Raw genomic sequence first — 18,864 nt, forward strand, 5'->3', positions numbered from 1 at the left:
TATATAATATTTAAGGATTAGAATATTTGGATTAAACTATTGTAGATAGAATAATTGTGCAGGAAATGTTGTTCCATGAAAAACGTAACTCTTATAATAAGACGTAAACCGGAAGAATTCTGTATTTATGGCAATAGGGCTGTAACTTTATTTGAGATTACACGCAGGCAAACTATTTTCCAGTTGAAGCATTTAACCAAATTTTAAATATAAAATTATGTTGTTATATTATGGAGTATACTAAATTAGGATATACAGATTTAAAAGTGTCCCGGCTTTGCCTTGGCGGGATGTCATTTGGCAGTTCAAAATGGATGGCTGATCCAGAAACATCAGGGAAAATAATTAAAAAAGCCATAGATTACGGCATTAATTTTATTGATACGGCCAATATATATTCATCCGGTGAATCTGAGAAAATCATAGGGGAAGCTATTACAGGTTACAGGCCCCAGCTTGTTTTGAGTACGAAAGGCGGTGGAAAGGTAAATGATTTCACACAGGGATTCAGCAGGGCAATTTTATTCAATGAAATGAAAAACAGCCTTAAGAATCTCAGAACAGATTATATAGATATTTATTTCCTGCATACTATATTTGATAATGTAGATTTCAGGGATACGGTACATACACTATCCTCTTTTATTTCATCCGGTAAAGCCGGATATATAGGGCTTAGCAATTTTATGGGATACCAGCTTGCTGAATTTTCAACAATAATGGAAATGCAGGAGAATATAAAACCTGCAATACTACAGAACCATTATAATGCAGTTTACAGGGAAGACGAGAGGGATGCTATACCATTCTGTGAAAAACATGGAATTGCATACTCTCCATTCTCGCCTATAGCTGCCGGATTCCTCTCAGGGAAATATAAGAGAGGATTAGAGAATGAAACGGTACGGACAAAAACATATCCAGTTATGAAAGAACGGTATTTCAGTGATTCGGATTTTGATATACTTGAGAGTGTAGAGGATATAGCAAAGAAAAAAGGGGTAAAAGTGCCACAACTTGCCCTTGCATACGTGCTAAATAAAGGATTCATCCCTGTCATAGGGGCTACAAAGCCAGAATACCTGGAAGATGATATAGCTGCACTGGATGTTAAACTAGACAGGGAAGAAATGGAGGCTATAGACAGGAATTATAAACCGCATAAAATTGTAAAAGGAACTGCCGGTTATTAGATCTACCTATTACTGTCTTTTATAGCATCATTGAAAAGCTCTATCAGTTCTTTATCAACAACGTCAGCATCAAACATTTTACTGGCTATTTCGCGCCTTAGCATTTTTTCCCTGTAAAAATCAGTTTTGCTTCTTTCTTTAATTATTTTTATCCTTTCTATCTCCTTAATAAAATTTTTTGGATTTCTAGGTACAGCAACTCCAAAAATATTGTCCTGCCTTACAATGTACCTAGGGCCCATGGAAGTGGATGAAACTATAAGGTAAAGCCCGGACGCCAGCCCTTCTATGGCAGAAATAGATAAAGACTCATTTATTGATGGGACAATCATCACATCGCTCTCCGCAAGGAGTTTTATTTTCTCTTCAGAAGAAACGTATCCATGGATTATAGTATTCTGATTTTTCATCTGCTGGAGTTTTTCCATATAAGGCCCTTTGCCTATAATATGAAGATTTATGTCTGCCTTCTTTTCAAGCTCGAGCAACATATCAACCCCTTTACTTTCCATCAGGCGGCCAAGGTAAACTACAGAAAAATTATCGTTATCCAGGCATTTATAGCCATTGAATTTGACATTATTGTACGGAATTTCCCTTATATATGATCGATCGCATTTTATTTTTTCATAGTACTGTGCCTGGTACTTATTCTGTACATGGATGTAAAATTTCATTCTGTTTTTTAAAAGCTTATGGAATATCATGGTCGTAAGTATTTTAGAATATGCTTTGGATGCAAAACCATACATATCAAGAACTTCAAAGTATGTTCCATGATTTCCAAGTACAACTGTTTTACCTTCTTTCATTAATCTGTAACCCACATTTCTGAAAAGTAAAGTTGGTGAAACAAAATAATAAACATCGAAATCCTTAATTTTTTCATATATGCGATTATAGGTATATATCCCTATAAGCCCCATAGATAATATATGGGAGATTTTCAAAACAGGGCCGGTTGCCATTATGTCAAAAGTAAAAGCATCAGGAACATAATTGAATGAATACTTGCCCGCTTTTGTTTCATACCCTTTCGGGATTCCTGCACCGAATAGGGTTACATCATATCCCTGCCTCACAAACAACTCTGCAATATCACGGGCATTTGCCTCGCCACCGCCTGCGAATTCAAGATTCATCGATCCTACTATAGCTAATCTCAACTGTAAACAGGGATGTAATTAATGAATTATATTTTAAATATTCTATGTTCTGAACTGCAAGTATTCAGAATAAATAACCATTATCTACTTTATAAGTGAAAAACCAGCCATAGTTTATTCAGGTTAACTCTCCACGTCCCTTTAATAGGACTATTTTATATATTGGGATTAAATGAAAGTCATATGGAAAAGAAGAAAACATTAGATTACCTGTTTATTACATGGGGAAAACCATTTAGCAGTTCCTCAGGCGCTGTAAATAAGCAGATTTATTCCATAACAAATTCACTTGCCAGAGACGGAGCGACCGTGGGTATACTTTATATGTCTTACTCATATATTTCAAATTTATATGGATTTTCTAAAAAAAATAGCAGGATGGATATATTTAAAGGTATAGCTGGCAGGATCCTTTATAGTAAAATTTTAGGAAAGATATACTTAAATATATTGTGGAGGCATAGTGAAGTCTTGTTTGATGATAGAATCCATTTTTTCCTTTCAAATTATAAACTCCCGGCATTGCAGATAAAGAGGCTGGTCACAAGTTACTGGTGGGGCGTACTGGTTCCAGATAAAAGAAACATGGTAGAAAACATTTATTTTTTGCTCTATCATGATTATTCAGTTGATATACAGAATAGTAATCCTGAAAATTTAAAATATCTCTCAAAGGCCTACAGTATCAGTAGAAAAATCGCAGTAAATCCCTTAATTAATAAGAATTTTGACGAGAGCCTTCCACTGGTTAAAGAGGGAATAAATCTTGATGAATATAAATCCAGTACAGATTTTGATAGCAAAGATAAGCATCTTATGCTGGTTCCATTGCGGCTGAACCCGGCAAAAGGAGCTAAGTATGCAATAGACGCTTTAAAGCTAATACATAATAAATACCCGGATATTTCTATAAGTGCCTTCGGTGATTATAATTTGCCATTACCAGAATACATACAGTTTCACTACAATATAAACCAGAAAAGCCTCAAAAAACTTTACGGTGATGCAACATTCTTTATTCTGCCTTCCATTGAAGAAGGAATCCCAGAACCACTTATTGAGGCCATGGTTTCTGGATGTGTAGCCATATCAACTGCCTGTGGTGGGCCGGAAACTGTTATCGTACATGGCCAGAATGGCTTCCTGGTACCAATAAAAGATCCAGAGAAAATATTTTTGCAATTTGCCAAATTGATGGAGGAGCGCATTGACTTAAAAAGGATTTCGGAATCAGCGAAAGCTACTGCAATGGAATATGATATTAATAAAACATATACAGAATTTCTTGACGCAATAAAATTCTATGAAAGTTAGAAAATAACAATGTATCTGTAATTTAGTAAATCAAAATAAGTTCCAGTTTGAGTAAATCTACTTTTATCCCCTATTTTGGGGCTCTATCCCGATTTATTTAGCTAATCACAGTTTTTTCACTGTAGTTTGAATCATGCTTATCCCTGGACTCGTGAATGATTGCTTTACAATGTGCCTAAAATTTAATTACCGCTCATTTCGTTAATAATGTTGAGTATACTTATAACGTGATTGAAAAAAATGCAGTTAGAACCATTTCTATAGATTTATTGCTATGTTATCGGACACCGGCATAATTTAATATATTTAAATTATCAACTTCCATGAAATATTCAATATGTACAACTGTGTATAACTCTGAAGAGATTGTAAACAAATTTTTATCAAAATTTATAGATACAGAGCACGAAATTGTAATTGTGAATAGTTGTTCAACAGATAATACAGGCAAATTATTAGCAAATTACCATGATCGAATTAAATTAATAAATAGAAAATCCACAAGAGGCATGGGTAAAAAAATAGCAATAGAAAATGCTTCTGGGGGCAATATAATTTTAATAGATTTCGATGTAGAGATACTTAATTTAAAAGAAATTATTGATACATACGAAGCAAAATATGAGAAGGGAAAAATTGTAGTTATACATCTGAAGGGGTCTACATGCACCCCCAATATATTTGCAGGAGCAAGGGAAGTTTTTACAAATATAGACGCATGGCCAGATCTTAATTGTTTCGAGGACGTTTACTTTGAAAAGGTATGTGAAAGTCTGGGCATAATTAAAACAACAGATCTCGTTACTGATTATAATTGCATGAAAATCCGGCATGTAGGCCCTGGCAGGGAAAGCAGGTATGAAAATAATATTTTTAAGAAGGCATCAAGAAGAATAAAATGCGCCGCAGATGCCATATTTGTATCAGATTTTCATTTCAATGGGTTAATGAAATACTATAAAATTACAGGATTAAAGCGATTCTATGTAGGATTACCAGAATATACTATCGCCAGGTTTTTATCGCTTTTAATAAAGGTGAAGAAACTTGATAATAAAATACTGGAATTGAAAAATAAATCATAAAATTTATAGAGGTGGCACATTGCTTAAAGTATAATTTTCCATTCCACATTGAACGGAATTTAGTTCATACGCGCGGTATTCTATAGAATATAGAGACTTCGTAAAATAAATGTTATTGCAAATTTTTGTATTATCGAATATACTTAATAGAACAACATTTTGAAAATTTTGTTGATCAAAAACCATATAATTTGAATTATTATAAATTCTATTATTAATATAAAAATTAATATTCAAGTTATGTTTAATATTTAATTCCTGAATATAATACAAGTATCAATGTTTAATTAAAAAAACTTATATTTTGTAATCCTATGGGAGATTCAGAGAAACGATAATTATGCTAGGTTATACAATTTTCAATAAATCACTGAAAAATATGAAACTATTTCCTGTTTTTGGAAATCCCGGAACTACAGAAATACCGATGCTGGAAGGTGTATCCAGTGATGAGTATATTCTAACACTCCATGATTCTATTTCTGTTGGCATGGCAGATGGAAGGGCACAGTTAACCAGGAAGCCATCATTTGTAAATCTACACAGCATTCTTGGAGTCGGTAATTCCATGGCATTTATTTATTCCGCATTTGTGCATAGGGTGCCGGTTATAATTACCGCAGGTGAACAGGATTCAAGGCATATATTCTATGATCCTCTCCTCTCAGGAAATATAAGCGATATGATTTCACCTTATGTTAAATACAAATTTGAAGTAAATTCTGCAAATGACATAGAAAGGTCAATTAGAAGGGCATATATCAGTTCAATGACACCACCATACTCTCTCTCCTTCCTGGGTTTTCCAATGGATATAATGGAGGAGGAAGGAAAATATTCTGGATTAAACATGCCTGATAGCAATTCAAATATCGTGGATATGAATGCGGTCAAATCTATTGTAGAAATAATTAATAATTCAAAGAACCCTGTTATGGTAACCGGGTATGAACTGGATATGTATGAGGGGATAGAGTACGCAAAGGATTTTGCTGGCAAACTTGGAATTCCGGTATTTGCAGAGCCATTTGCAAGCAGGGCACCCTTTGACTCTGGCGATAGAAACTACGCCGGCGATCTCCCGCCTGTTGCGGCTGTAATAAATGACAAACTTTCAGAATATGACCTTATTATTATCGTTGGCGGTGATATTAATCTATATCCATATAGCAAGGCCGACCTCCTTGAAGGCAAAGAGATAATAAAGATAGGAATGGATATATCCGGAAAAATTGGAGATTCCTATTTCATGAACCCTGCTGCTTTCCTTCAAAGTGCAATAGAGTACATTAAGCCCAGGAAGCCTTCTGTGATACCGGGTAAACCTTCAATTGATAAAAATTCCCAGATTCAAAGAGTTATGCTTAAAATATCAAAAAACTTCGGTGATTATACCATATCAGACGAATCCATATCAGCATCTCCTTTCCTGAGAAACATTGTAGGATATAAGCCGGATTCATATTTCATAGGGAAATCAGGCCAGATTGGCTGGGCTCTTCCTGCCGCTGCGGGCATGGCAACGGTAAAGGATAAGGTATTATGTGTTATAGGTGATGGTGCATTCATGTATACAAGCCAGACGCTGTGGACAATACAGAACTATAACCTCCCTGTAAAAATTATAATACTGGACAATCATGGATACGGGATACTCAAAAAATTCTCTGATGTCAATTATAACGAAAGCAAGAAATACCTTTCATTTTCCATTGAATTAAAGAAAGTACTGGATTCCTTTAATATAGAATCAAGGGAGAACGATGAAACCATGGAAGATATTGAATGGCTCAGGAATATTAAAGGCCCCGCTGCACTTATTGTAAATGTGGATAAACCATATGGTTATAATCTGTTCGGGTAAAGAGAATTTGATATTTTCCAGACTATCCACATTGATATAAATTTATGATTTTATCTGGCTACAGGCTTTCAACAGTCCTTTTCAACACAGAATATCCATTAATTAAATCCTGATCAGATGAGTATTCTTCCCTTGTATGGCTCCTTCCATTATGTGATGGAATAAAGATCATGGCAGTGGGAACTACCCTGTTCATATACTGTGCGTCATGCCCTGGCCAGCTATATAATTCTTTATATTTCAGGTTGAGCGATTTGCAGGATTTTATTATTTCCTTTCTCATATCCTCATCGAAGATTGTAGTTTCCGTAGTCCACTGGTTTTTGAAATCTACCGGTACACCTTCCTCTGAGGCTATTTTTTCTGATATTTCCTTTGCCATTTTTGAATACTCTTCTGCAGTTTTTTTATCCGGGCTCCTGGTATCAAGGTTCATCGTTACTTTTCCAGGTATAACATTGTATGCATTGGGGAAATTATTAATTTTTCCCACCGTCATTGTTAATTCCTTTCCTGATGATTTTGCCATGTCCCTTACTGCTACAGTAAACCTTGATGCGGCTACCAGTGCATCTTTTCTTACCTTCATGGGTGTTGGCCCCGCCTGGTTAGATTCACCGGTAAAGGATACATTGTCAACAACCATTGTTACTATGCCTTTTGGTATTCCTACCTGGTAATTTTCCAGTTCCAGAACAGGGCCCTGCTCAATATGCAGTTCCAGGTACCGTGTTATGTCCTGGTTTTTAACCCGGTTCTGTTCTTCTCCCATGTATCCAGACTTCTCCAAGGCCTCTTCAAATGTAATTCCATCGCTGTCTTTCCGGGAATAGGCGAATTCCTTTGTGAATACGCCTGTTGACATTCCAGAGCCTAAAAGTGATGGCTGGAACCTGGCACCCTCTTCGTTGGTAAAATCTATAGCTGTAATTTTCCTGTTTTTTAATGTGCTTCCAAGATCCTTTAAAAGCTGCATGCCGGACATTACACCATAGAAGCCATCAAACCTTCCCCCATTGGGTACGGAATCCATGTGTGAACCTATGGCTGTATTGTCATTACCGGAACCCAGCGTTCCAAATATTAAACCGGCATCATCTTGCTTTATATCTGCTTTTACTGCCCTCATTTCATCTTCAAGGTTTTTCCTGGCCTGTATATCATATTCATTAAGTGCAAGCCGGTTCACTCCATTTTCCTCAGACCATCCTACTGATGTAAGCCTGTGGAACATTGTTAAAAAATCTTCATTAACCATTTTCTCTACCCTCTAAATTTATTATTCATTAATATGTTACACACTTAACTTTTTTTGTATTTCGAGATAAATACTGTTATAAATGGTTATAAATAATTATTGCACCCTGGGTCTTATGAAACATCATAAAAATTAAATGGCAAATCACAGAATAAAAGCATTCAACTATATTTTATATGTGAATGAAATCATTAATTACTACAGAAATCCAGTTTGGATTTTTGTCCTCCACATCTATTTTAAATATTAACACATAATTATCAGATATGGTGCTTTATGCAGAGGACATAATGAGGAAAAATTGCCAGATTATAAACGGGAATACCAGTGCACTTGAAGGTTCAAAACATATGGCAGCGAATAGGGAAGGGTATATTATTGTTGGAGATGGAAAAATCCCTGAGGGAATAGTTACAGAATGGGATTATATTAACAAAGTCTTATCGCTTGAAGCTGACCCGTCCAGAGTTCTCCTGAAAGATATTATGACTGCCCCGCTAACCTCTGTCACATCCGATACACCTATGGAAAAAGTTGCAAGCCTGATGGCAAAGAAAGCTATAAGGCGGCTGCTGGTCATAGATAACAATAAGCTTTCAGGGATAATCACATCCAGGGATATAATTAAGTTTTTCAATGAATATGTAGAAGACATGGTTGAAATAGCATCAAAGTTCGGGACAAGATAAAAATACTGCCCCCAACAAATTGTTCAACTGTCAAAGTTTTTATCATTTCAATGTATAAAGCATTATGGCAAAAAAAGTAGCTGTAATAGGTTCAGGAATAATGGGCCAGGGCATAGCCCAGGTTTTTATGAGAAACGGAATGGATACACTTTTAATTGATATAAATGACCGTATACTGGAAAATGCTAAAAATAGCATTGCAGATGGAAAATTCGGGCTTTCAAGGCTTGTTGACCGTGGAACAATCACGGAAGGCCAGAAAGCAGAGTATATGAAAAATCTATCTGTATCCACAGACTATGGAATGTTAAACGACAGGGAATTTGCAATAGAAGCTGTGCCGGAAATAATGCCGTTGAAATTAAAAGTAATGGAAAGCATTGAAAAAAATATACCTGAAAGGTCCGTAATAGCATCAAATACCTCCGGAATTATGATATCTGAAATTGGAATGAATATTAAAGACAAGTCAAGGCTTATAGGAATGCACTGGTTCAATCCGGCACCGGTGATGAAGCTTATTGAGGTGGTTAAAACACGTTTCACATCAGGTGATACAGTAAATATGGTACTTGATATGGCAAGGTCAATGGGCAAAGAGCCGGTAGTGGTAAACGATTATCCGGGATTTTTCACAACAAATTTTGTCCATTCATGGCTTGTTGAATCCCTCAGATTGTATGAAAAAGGAATTGCCGGGAAAGAGGATATAGATAAAATGGTAAAACTGGGATTTGGTTTTCCCATGGGGCCCTTTGAGCTCATGGATACTATCGGCCTGGATACCATGAAAGAAATAGGCGATTACCTTTATTCTGAAACCGGAGACATGAGAATACTGCCACCACCCATACTGAAAGAAATGGTGTACGCAGGTTATAAGGGAAGCAAAAAGGTAAAAATGGACAGCAAAGGCGGCTGGTACGATTTATAATTTTATAAATTTGCTTTTATAACACGGAATGCATTGTTGAAAAGCACATCCTCTGAATGGAGTCCTATCATTTCCTTTAATTTTTCTATTGCATTAACATCAGCGAAGCCATCAGGAGGTTCAGGTATGCCCAGGAAATCGGTGCCGAGGCTCACATGCTTCCATCCAAAGTTATCTCCAAGATAAGTAATACTCTCTAACATTCCATTTATATCAGGTGTATGCAGGGAAGGCCTTATTCCCGTTATGCCCATAACACCGCCTGTATCCACTATGGCTTTAATTGAATCCTCATCTATGTTCCTTGGGTGGTCTTTCAAAACCTTAAAATTTGTATGTGAATCCAGTATAGGTTTTGACGCAATATTGCACGTATCAAGTATTGTCCTTTTGCCTGCGTGTGCTAGATCTATAATTATTCCGGAACTGTTACATATTTTTACCAGTTCCTCCCCGGAACCGGTAAGTCCGTAGTCCTTCTTAGAGTAACATGATGATGCAAATTTTGTATCATAATTCCATGTTAATCCAAGGTTTCTCAGCCCCATGGAATAAAATATGTCTATATCCTGCGGCCTGTTTAGAACATCAGTTCCTTCCATGGATATTAGAAAATTTAGTTCTGAATCCACATACTTATTTCCCTCTATAAGGTTAATGCCATATTTTTTAGATATTTCCCTGTAATAATTGAATTGCTGGTATGCAAGGGTTGTGTTAGGTATTGACGTTCCATATTCTTCCCCATACTGCATATTGACATGGGGAAAAACTACCGAAAAAATAATTGATCCCGGAAATCTCTTCAGCATATCCACTCCGGATTGACCTGTTCCGTGAATAACATCCCGGTACATGGAAGAATAAGCTATATCCTCGTGTAAATCTATAAATTTCATAAAAATGCAATTGGCGAATTGTTAATAAAATTATTCCTTCGTTATTTCATGGTAGAGATGCGGTACCATCTCTTTTATTATACTATATGCTATTTCCTGGGCATCTTCAGACCCTGGAAGTGTAAATATTATTTTTTCCCTGTAGATGAATAGTGAAGCATTGGACAGGTACGGGAATACGCCACCCGACTTTTGCCTGAATAGTTCCCCGAATCCAGGCATTTCTTTATCAGCTATTTTTCTCAGTACCAGTGACGTCCTGTCAAGCCGGGAAACTCCTGTTCCCCCGATATATATAAAAATATCAGAATCGCTATAATTGAGGAAAAACTCTGAAAGTATTTCCTTCTCATCGTCCCTGATCAGTGACCTGGAAGACTTGTTGCCAATATAACTCTCCATTTTGTCCCCAGAAATATCAGTATCGGGAGTCCTTGTTGATGATACAGTGATTATTCTGTACCTGAGACTGTATTCATGATCCTCATGATGTATATGCATCACCTTTTCTTTTATACACGACAGTAACATTGCCAATGGAGGTATCCGGGTAGTTACCTGTTTCATCCTTTTCCAGATATTTAACCATGTCCCATATAGTTAGAAGAGCTACCTGCACACCATTTATTGCCTCCATTTCCACGCCTGTCCTGTAGATTGCCTTTACCCTGCAGGTGACAATAATTTTCGAATCTTCAACCTCAAAATTGAAATCTATGGACATTACAGGCACCGGATGGCAATAGGGTATCATTCCGGACGTATTTTTAACTGCAATGGTGCCTGCAATTTTCGCAGTCTCTATGACATCTCCTTTCTTTACCTGCTTTTCCCGGATAAGTTTTATTGTTTCTTTATTCAGTTTTATTGTCCCGGTAGCCATAGCTTCACGCTTAACTGTATTTTTATCGGTAATGTCAATCATATAGATAATATGCTATTTTTCTAAATCAACCTATCGATTTTGTATACAGGTTTCAGCCGGTATTTGTGTTATCAATAAGGGAAAAACCATCTGTGATATCTGTTTTTTCTTGATATTTAAAATAAACGTTAATTGTTGCCTCAAAAGCAAATATAAATTTATAAGCATTTATTCTATTTCCCCAGATGAGTCAGACAAATTATAAGGCAGATTATAAAAAAGCCTATGTAAATTACAGGCATGTAAAACTCGATCTTGCCACAAAGAAGGAGCATATAAAGATAATTGCAAGGAACGGCAAAGATTCTTTCTGGAACAGGCAAAAGACCTATCTGTATGCAATCTGTGTAGAAAACGGACTGTGCAACGGGAATTTGGATTTTTTTACATTCGAAAATTCAATTGTTCCAGGATGCATGAATTTCAAGTATAAATCAGGGCAGCTATTTATGTGCAATATGGACCAGAATCATAATTTCCTTGGTACATTTGGAGCCGATGAATATGCATTTTTAAAAGTTGCTGGCGAAATTGTACTGGATATTGGCAGCAAAGTAGGCGATTCACCGATATACTTCACATTAAACGAGGCTAAAAATGTTATATCTGTTCCAGAAGACTCTTTCTACGAAATACTGATGAAAAATGTTAAGGCAAATGACCTGGAAAAAAGAATAGCTATTTCTAATGCTACTTACTGCGGTGGGAAAAAGGATTTATCACTTAAGGAACTTGCAGAAAAATACGGGATTGACAGTGGTGTATTGAAAATAGATGGAGAAAACTCCATAAAGAAACTGCTGGCTGAGGACAATGAAAGCCTGAAGATTTTTAAAAGAATTCAGATACTGTATGAAGGCAGTTACGCCGATATAGAAAAGAAGCTGCAGGAAGCAGGGTTCAAAACACATATAGAGAAGAGGGCTTTGCAAAATGTGACCGGGGATACAGGATTTATCTGCGCCGAATACGCCAATCCCTCATAAATAGGCCGGCTCTTATAATTAATTTTACATTTAAACATTTATTTTTTCATTCTAAAACATTGTTATTCGTATAAATTAAAATTTATGCCATCACTATTTGAAAAATAAAGGAAATTGGGAAAATATTTTAATACATTATAGATACCACGATAATGGCAGGCAAAAGAAAAGCTGTTTTTGTTGACAGGGATGGTACCCTGAATTATGATACTGGATATACACATAAATTATCTGACCTCAAAATTTATGATGATATAATTCCCATTTTAAAAGAATATTACGATCAAAATTATATTATCATAGTAGTAACAAACCAATCAGGTATTGGCAGGGAGTATTATACTGTAGAAGACATGGAAGCGTTCAATAATAAACTGGCAGAGGAATTAATGAAATATGGCGTTAAAATAGAAGAGTTCTTTTATTGCCCGCACCTTCCTGATCAGGGATGCAAATGCAGGAAACCCGGAACCGGAATGATAGAGGAAGCAGCAAAAAAATATAATATTGATATTAAAAATTCTGTTGTAATAGGAGACAGAACAAGTGTTGATGGTACGATGGCGAGAAAACTGGGGATAAAATTTATTAAAGTCCACGGATACGATTAATTTTTAATAATTTCAAATCCGTTGCCTTCACTTTCATTCGAGGCTTTAAGAATATAATCCGTGTAAAGTCTTAAAGCATCCTGGTTCCCATCCTTAAGGAATATTATGCCCATGCCATTGCTTCCGGCATCATAATACTTGAAAAAACTGCCCCATAGTTCATTTTCATAAGCCGGTGACCCCCCGGGCGATAGTGGTACAATATCATTAGCCGAGTTAATTACTATCAATGGATTGCGAAGTGATTCGGTTCCAGTGACTATTGCAGCCCACAGTTTAGAGGCAAGGGCAGCCGCATCAGCAGCTGAATCTACAATCCTCTGATCGTAATATTCCTGGCTGATATCAAATCTTTTAATGCTGAAGCTAGAGTTTCCGTTTATTATACTTTTGAACGGGTCGAACTTTCCGGTATTCAGTATTGCTATTTCCCGGCCGGTTTTTTCTGCACTTGACATTATTTTTGCAGCCAGGCCAATTTTGCCGTCACCAGCAGGTCCTGTAATCAGTGTTGTTTTTTCTCCACCTGCTATAGCATTAATTGTTTCTGTCTTTGTATCCAGTATCATTCCTGTAGGTGATTCATCACGCTGAAAATCTATAAATTCCTGTGCTGTCTGCTGTGGTGCCGCGAGTTTGGGCTCTTTCAAGCTGTAATCCAGTTCCAGGAAATCTTCAATTTTTGCCTTATAGGTGTAGAGTATTTTTTTGTTTCCAACAAGAAGGGGTTTCCTAAAATTCCCGGAATACAGGCTATATTTTTTCCCCTTTATCTCTTTCCAGTTAATGTCAGCCCTGATGCAATCCTGAATCTTTCCAAGGATAACATTGTTTAAATCTTCATCTGGCCTTTTTTTCATATATTTGTCATTTCGTTGCATGAAGATTATCTTCACAAGGTATTTATCCTCCTGGAGAACATACTGGTCTTTATCCGGTTTCCTATTGTAATACAGAAACCAGAACATCATACCCTGCCCATCAGCAAGTTTTTCAATCACATCCTTTATGTTGGTAAATTCAACCCCCGTATCATAATAATCTTTTTCCTTCCTGCTTTCAGACACAAAATAATGATTCATCACAGGCATGGCATCAATAGGGTCAAGCTCAACAGATTGTTTTATAAATGAATATCTGGTGTTTGTGTTTAAAAATATATGAATACGATTTTCTTTATTAAAATAGAATAGGCCAAATTTCTGCCCCATAATACTATAAAGCTTCTTATTATACACGGAATCTGCAGAACCGTTAATTACTTCATACCATGCCATTTAAATGCACAATACTTATAATATGTAATTGTACTTAAATTTTGTCATCCATCTGTCATACAACAATCTTTATAAAAGCATATATTATTAATCTCTATTTATGTATAATATAAAGGTGTTTTAAATGTTTTCCATTGGAATTGATCTTGGCACCAGCAATACATCAGCAGCTGTAGCCCTAGTTACCGGCGGAGAATATAAAACCATTGCAATTCCACTATCCGGTAAGAAAACTGGAAGTTCCCTGAAAAGTTCTATAACATTTGGCGGGTCAGATATAATGTTTACAGGAGCCGATGCCGACAGGATGCTCAAGAAATACCCAGGTGGAAACGTTTCTGGTTTTAAAACAAGAATGGGAAGCGAGTACCTGTATCGTACAGGGGAAAAATTCCATTCACCCGTAGAACTGAGTGCAATTATTCTTGCAAGGGTCAAAAACATTGCTGAAGAATATATGCATGACAGGGTAAAAGATGCTGTAATAGCTGTACCGGCTTATTTCAACAATAATCAGAGGAACGCCACCCGTGAAGCCGCAGCAATAGCCGGAATAAAGGTAAAACAATTTGTCAGCGAACCTGCTGCAGTAGCAATATCTTACTGGAATCGTGCATCAAAGGCAGAGGCAAAAAATATACTGGTTTTTGATATGGGTTCAGGAACAACAGATGTGAGCATTGTAAGGGCACAGGGGAAGGATTTCAGGGTTATTGCAACATCCGGAAACACGGGACTCGGTGGTACCGATATGGATAGGCGTATAGAGGAAATGATGAAATCTTTTCTCCGGATTAATGGTATATCCCCATATCCTCCAGACCTTAGAAAAGACGCAGAAAAATTGAAAATTTACCTCTCAAATCATGAAACAGGGGATTCACTGTTAGGGAGTACAAAAATTAAATACACTATGGATTCAAAACAGCTTGATAGCATAGTATCTGACATGTTACCTGAAATTTACAGATGCATAGATACAGCCATATTGAATTCAGGCATAAAGAGAAATGAACTGGACACAGTTATAATTACAGGAGGCCCTACTAAAATTCCTTTTTTATTTCATTCCATTGAAAACTATCTTTCCACCAGGGCGGTAAAACAGGGGAAGTTTGACACAGCTGTGTCTACAGGGGCAGCAATACTTGCCTCAGGATTTATCCATATGGGTACCGGTGAGATATCTAAAATTAAGGTTAGTGATGTTGTGCCCATATCACTGGGCAGTGTCACACGCAACGATATTGTAGTTACCATGATACCTGCAAATACGCCGGTGCCCTGTAAAGCAACAAGACCCTTTACCACGATAAGGGACTACCAGAGCGAAATAGAGGTAAAGGTAGTCCAGGGCGAACGGCCACTTGGCACAGATAATATTGTGCTAGGGCATTTTACACTTTCAGGCATAAAACCGGCACCCAGGGGGGAAGTTGCTATTGATGTGACATACAGTGTTGATAAAAATGGCATACTGACAGTCTCCGCCAGGGACAATGATACCGCGGCAATAAAAGAGATTAAGATAAGTGAGACTATGCAGCACAGCCAGGAAGAAATAAAAGAAATGAAGGAAGCGGTAAAGAAATATTTTAAAGTAGATTCAGAGCGGAAGAAGATGGCAGAAATTATGAACAGATCAGAGCAGCTTCTGCACGAATTAAAAGGCATAGCAAATAAGCAACTTTCAACTGAAACAAAATACTATAATATCAATACAGATATATTAATGGTAAGCAGAGCTATTAAAAATAATAATATTAAACTTCTATCCCAGTTATTAACAAAAACGGATAAAGAATATTCATTGAAAAATTGATTTATATTGATCGAAAATACTCTTCTGATTCTTTACGGAATTCATTTTCCCTTTTTTTATGGTCTTTGGGGTGGTGGGAACCTACTATTTTTGGATCATCTACAGTGTCAAGGAACTGGTTTAAAAGCGTTTTATCTCCGGACATAACCATTAATGACGGGCCTGTATCACCTGTTATGTAAATTCCTTCATGTTTTTTTGAAAATTCTATAAAATTCTTCAATAAAATGATGCTTTCGGCTGTCTGGATAACATTTCCCCTTGATAGAAGTACAGCATTAAGGGCAAACATATCCTCCATTGCACGGTTCATCATCAGTTCAATGTTAAAATCTTCATCAATGATTTCATTTAATTTGTTATATTTCTCATTTAACCAGGAATTATAAAATATAGATTTTACAGCTTCTATATGTGCATTAGAGGTCCTGTAATCTATATTTTTAGGAAATATGGCATAGTTTATTTTATCAACATCAGCTGGAATCTTTACAGCGAATGAATTCTGTTCCTGCATCCCTGGATAAGATAGCCATATGGATGGCCCATTAATTGCTGCCCTTGTACCGGATCCGGATACCAGCCTTGCATACCTGGATACAAAGCTATCATCCTTAGCGCCCATTTCACCAAAAACATTTTTTATCAAACTCCTGGCGACAGCGGAAGCCACAGCGGATGATTCGCTCAAGCCTTTAGCTTCACTGTATTTTCTATATCTTTTAATGTAAAATATAAAGCTACCCCTTATGCCGGTATTTTTTCTGAATATTTCAAGTGGTTTTTCATACCTATCAACGTATCCTGTTGCAGGTTTTCCATCAAGAATAGCCATATCAGAGTTTTCTTTTTTAGTGTACATGCAGGCACTGTAGACAAATGAGAAATCTGTGTTGAATGATGTTGAGGGATTATTTGCAATTTTGTAGTAATCATCGTAATAACCCAGAAATTTCTCGAAGGCCTTAATAGGATAACTGTGACCGGTTGAAACCTTTCCTGGTTCCAGCTCAGTATCGTAATTTATCAGTTCCTTGTACAGGTCCATATCTACCAGTTTGTGTTTTATATTTTCTCCCTCAAATTTAAAATCCATATAAGGTTATAATAGCATAAAATAAAAACCTAACATAAATATGCAATACTTTTAACTTATTTTTTATTTTCAAGGAAGTTAACCTTCTGTATATTGAGGTTTTCTTCACGCAACCTCTGCTCTCTTGCTTTTGAATAATCTGATGTATCGAATTGATATACAATATCATCACTTTTTGATGTGACGGCATTTATTCTAACACCACCTACTCCTTCTTCCGGTGCCACCACGATTGAGTCGCCCTGAAAATCATCTGAAATTGAATTTACAGAAATAATTGGTATCCTGTTTTCAAGTGCCCTTGTTTTAACATATAGATGCCATTCACTGTGGAAATCTCTTCTAATCAGGGAAGGATTAAAAATAACATCGCAATGCTTCCTGAAAAGTATTCGTGCATAATCGGGGAAATCCAGATCGTAGCATACCAGTATGCCAATTTTAAGTCCACCAATATTAAACAGTTTTAACTGGTTGCCTGAGGTATATTTTGTGCTTTCTGCCTTATATAAATTTATTTTATCCTGCCAGCCTATTATCTCTCTGTTCTGGATCAGGAAAGACCTGTTATATACAAACCGGTCAACATATGAAAGGCTGCCAAGTATAATCATATTTTTTATTTTAATAGAATTCAGGAGCCTGCTAAATGAATTCACGTCTACCTTTGTTGTTATAAATTTCTCAGGGAAAACAATGATTTCATTTTCCGGAAAATTTAAAGAAGAAATATACTGCATTGCTGATTCCAACGGCATTCTACGTAATTGCAAAGCCCTGATAGCTATTTTCATGTTTTTCTATTGCCGTACATTATTTTAATTTTTATGTTTTATTAAGTTTTTAAATTTTAAAGCGTCATCCATTGTATCTATATCTATAAGCAGGTCTCCAGAAATTATCATGCCAGAAAAATCATCGTAGTGTTTCATAATAATTGATTTCGCACCTTTGTCTCCACTGAGTCCTGTAAGTTCACTGAAATACTTTCTGGCAAATATTACAGGGCTGATTATAGTCCCATTATATTCAAATCCAGATATCCCCTTACTTGAGGATTTAAAATGCTCTATTAATCCATTCAATGTGTCATTATCCAGGAGTGGCATATCTCCAGGGATAATCATGGCTGCATCAATTTCAGGAGAAACATTTTCAATTCCATGTACAATTGAAGCTGACATGCCATTTTCGAAATCTTTATTCCACACAACCTTCAACCCTAATTGCTTTGAATAATCTGATATTTCAGGGCTCCTCAATACTATTATGCGCTGCTGGAAATTAGACATTGCAACATTATCTATTACATAATATATAATTGGTTTAGAGTTTACTTCATATAGAAGTTTATTTGATTTGAATCTCAGGGCTTTGCCGGAAGCCAGAACAATAGCTGTAATTTTATCCATATCGTGTGTATATAATAATGTAAAGATAATTGTTTCGGGTGAATTTAATATAAATTATTCCGCAGTATTAACCAGAATAGCATTACCAGGAAATAATGCAGTGTCTTAAATTAACAGGTAAAGAGCATGGAATCACCTGGTACAGAATACGATAGAAAGAAAGTATTCTATTTCCATGACACTGGATATCGGAATATAAGAAAAATTTACCTGCTATATATCAATCCGTCCTTTGGGCAGTTATATAAAGAAACCTGCTGGCTATATTGAATCAATTTTCTATGCACTATCAAATTATAAGATGATAAAACAATATACCTGTGATTGCATTAA

The 18,864-nt window shown here is 36.2% G+C and carries 18 protein-coding genes; 9 read left to right on the forward strand and 9 right to left on the reverse strand.

The genetic code is table 11. The annotated features are described in order from the left end of the window. Positions 1-230: 230 nt before the first annotated feature. Positions 231-1,193, forward strand: coding sequence for an aldo/keto reductase (locus FACI_RS08815; protein WP_009887827.1), 963 nt, complete (start codon positions 231-233; stop codon positions 1,191-1,193). A gap of 2 nt (positions 1,194-1,195) precedes the next feature. Here FACI_RS08815 and FACI_RS08820 read toward each other — a convergent pair whose 3' ends face one another. Continuing rightward, entirely contained in the window at positions 1,196-2,359 is a 1,164-nt protein-coding gene (locus FACI_RS08820; protein WP_048074081.1) for a glycosyltransferase family 4 protein, read from the reverse strand. Positions 2,360-2,542: 183 nt separating this feature from the next. Between FACI_RS08820 and FACI_RS08825 the strand changes: the two genes are divergently transcribed. The 3 genes from FACI_RS08825 (at position 2,543) to FACI_RS08835 (ending at position 6,622) form a co-directional block, all read left to right on the forward strand. Then, positions 2,543-3,673, forward strand: a complete 1,131-nt coding sequence (locus FACI_RS08825) for a glycosyltransferase family 4 protein (protein WP_009887830.1) — start codon at positions 2,543-2,545, stop codon at positions 3,671-3,673. 323 nt (positions 3,674-3,996) lie between these two features. Next, a complete protein-coding gene (locus FACI_RS08830; protein WP_009887832.1) occupies positions 3,997-4,758 on the forward strand; it encodes a glycosyltransferase family 2 protein in 762 nt (253 codons plus the stop codon). Positions 4,759-5,098: 340 nt separating this feature from the next. Then, positions 5,099-6,622, forward strand: a complete 1,524-nt coding sequence (locus FACI_RS08835) for a thiamine pyrophosphate-binding protein (protein WP_009887834.1) — start codon at positions 5,099-5,101, stop codon at positions 6,620-6,622. Between the two features lie 58 nt (positions 6,623-6,680). Here the strand turns inward: FACI_RS08835 and FACI_RS08840 are convergent, their stop codons facing one another. Continuing rightward, positions 6,681-7,880: a M20 family metallo-hydrolase gene (locus FACI_RS08840; RefSeq protein WP_009887836.1), complete on the reverse strand. Its 1,200-nt coding sequence runs from the start codon at positions 7,878-7,880 to the stop codon at positions 6,681-6,683. A 266-nt stretch (positions 7,881-8,146) separates the two neighbouring features. Between FACI_RS08840 and FACI_RS08845 the strand changes: the two genes are divergently transcribed. Together FACI_RS08845 and FACI_RS08850 are read left to right on the forward strand one after the other, a co-directional pair. Then, positions 8,147-8,569, forward strand: coding sequence for a CBS domain-containing protein (locus tag FACI_RS08845; protein ID WP_009887838.1), 423 nt, complete (start codon positions 8,147-8,149; stop codon positions 8,567-8,569). A 64-nt stretch (positions 8,570-8,633) separates the two neighbouring features. Further along, entirely contained in the window at positions 8,634-9,503 is an 870-nt protein-coding gene (locus tag FACI_RS08850) for a 3-hydroxyacyl-CoA dehydrogenase NAD-binding domain-containing protein (RefSeq protein ID WP_009887840.1), read from the forward strand. A 2-nt stretch (positions 9,504-9,505) separates the two neighbouring features. Here the strand turns inward: FACI_RS08850 and FACI_RS08855 are convergent, their stop codons facing one another. Genes FACI_RS08855 through moaC form a run of 3 tightly spaced genes read right to left on the reverse strand, consistent with a single transcriptional unit; the run spans position 9,506 to position 11,327 of the window. Then, the gene (locus FACI_RS08855) at positions 9,506-10,402 is read right to left on the reverse strand and encodes a dipeptidase (RefSeq protein WP_009887842.1); all 897 of its coding nucleotides are present in this window, start codon (positions 10,400-10,402) and stop codon (positions 9,506-9,508) included. Between the two features lie 30 nt (positions 10,403-10,432). Then, positions 10,433-10,903 carry a MogA/MoaB family molybdenum cofactor biosynthesis protein gene (locus FACI_RS08860; protein ID WP_009887843.1) on the reverse strand — a complete coding sequence of 157 codons (471 nt, stop codon included), beginning with the start codon at positions 10,901-10,903 and terminating at the stop codon, positions 10,433-10,435. Beyond that, entirely contained in the window at positions 10,887-11,327 is a 441-nt protein-coding gene (gene moaC / locus FACI_RS08865) for a cyclic pyranopterin monophosphate synthase MoaC (RefSeq protein ID WP_009887844.1), read from the reverse strand. The genes FACI_RS08860 and moaC overlap by 17 nt, the downstream gene beginning before the upstream one ends. Before the next feature lie 185 nt (positions 11,328-11,512). Here moaC and FACI_RS08870 point away from each other — a divergent pair, with 185 nt between their 5' ends. Together FACI_RS08870 and FACI_RS08875 are read left to right on the forward strand one after the other, a co-directional pair. After that, positions 11,513-12,313, forward strand: coding sequence for a class I SAM-dependent methyltransferase (locus tag FACI_RS08870; RefSeq protein WP_009887845.1), 801 nt, complete (start codon positions 11,513-11,515; stop codon positions 12,311-12,313). Between the two features lie 152 nt (positions 12,314-12,465). After that, positions 12,466-12,924 (forward strand): D-glycero-alpha-D-manno-heptose-1,7-bisphosphate 7-phosphatase, encoded by a 459-nt coding sequence (locus FACI_RS08875; RefSeq protein WP_009887846.1) that lies wholly within the window; start codon positions 12,466-12,468, stop codon positions 12,922-12,924. On the opposite strand, the gene FACI_RS08880 is transcribed toward FACI_RS08875, so the two are convergent. Beyond that, complete coding sequence (locus tag FACI_RS08880) at positions 12,921-14,201, reverse strand: hypothetical protein (protein WP_009887847.1); 1,281 nt, start codon at positions 14,199-14,201, stop codon at positions 12,921-12,923. The genes FACI_RS08875 and FACI_RS08880 overlap by 4 nt on opposite strands. 124 nt (positions 14,202-14,325) lie before the next feature. Between FACI_RS08880 and FACI_RS08885 the strand changes: the two genes are divergently transcribed. Then, positions 14,326-16,023 (forward strand): Hsp70 family protein, encoded by a 1,698-nt coding sequence (locus FACI_RS08885; protein WP_009887848.1) that lies wholly within the window; start codon positions 14,326-14,328, stop codon positions 16,021-16,023. 1 nt (position 16,024) lies between these two features. Here the strand turns inward: FACI_RS08885 and FACI_RS08890 are convergent, their stop codons facing one another. From FACI_RS08890 to FACI_RS08900, 3 genes are read right to left on the reverse strand one after another with little or no spacing between them, the layout of a single operon-like run. After that, positions 16,025-17,119: a mevalonate 3,5-bisphosphate decarboxylase gene (locus FACI_RS08890; RefSeq protein WP_009887850.1), complete on the reverse strand. Its 1,095-nt coding sequence runs from the start codon at positions 17,117-17,119 to the stop codon at positions 16,025-16,027. A 56-nt stretch (positions 17,120-17,175) separates the two neighbouring features. Beyond that, on the reverse strand, positions 17,176-17,913 hold the full coding sequence (locus tag FACI_RS09880) for a carbon-nitrogen hydrolase family protein (protein WP_019841781.1): 738 nt from the start codon (positions 17,911-17,913) through the stop codon (positions 17,176-17,178). A 24-nt stretch (positions 17,914-17,937) separates the two neighbouring features. Further along, positions 17,938-18,531 (reverse strand): nucleotidyltransferase family protein, encoded by a 594-nt coding sequence (locus FACI_RS08900; RefSeq protein WP_009887854.1) that lies wholly within the window; start codon positions 18,529-18,531, stop codon positions 17,938-17,940. Positions 18,532-18,864: the final 333 nt, after the last annotated feature.

Origin of the sequence: Ferroplasma acidarmanus Fer1 (genome assembly GCF_000152265.2) — an archaeon.
GTDB classification, from domain to species: domain Archaea; phylum Thermoplasmatota; class Thermoplasmata; order Thermoplasmatales; family Thermoplasmataceae; genus Ferroplasma; species Ferroplasma acidiphilum.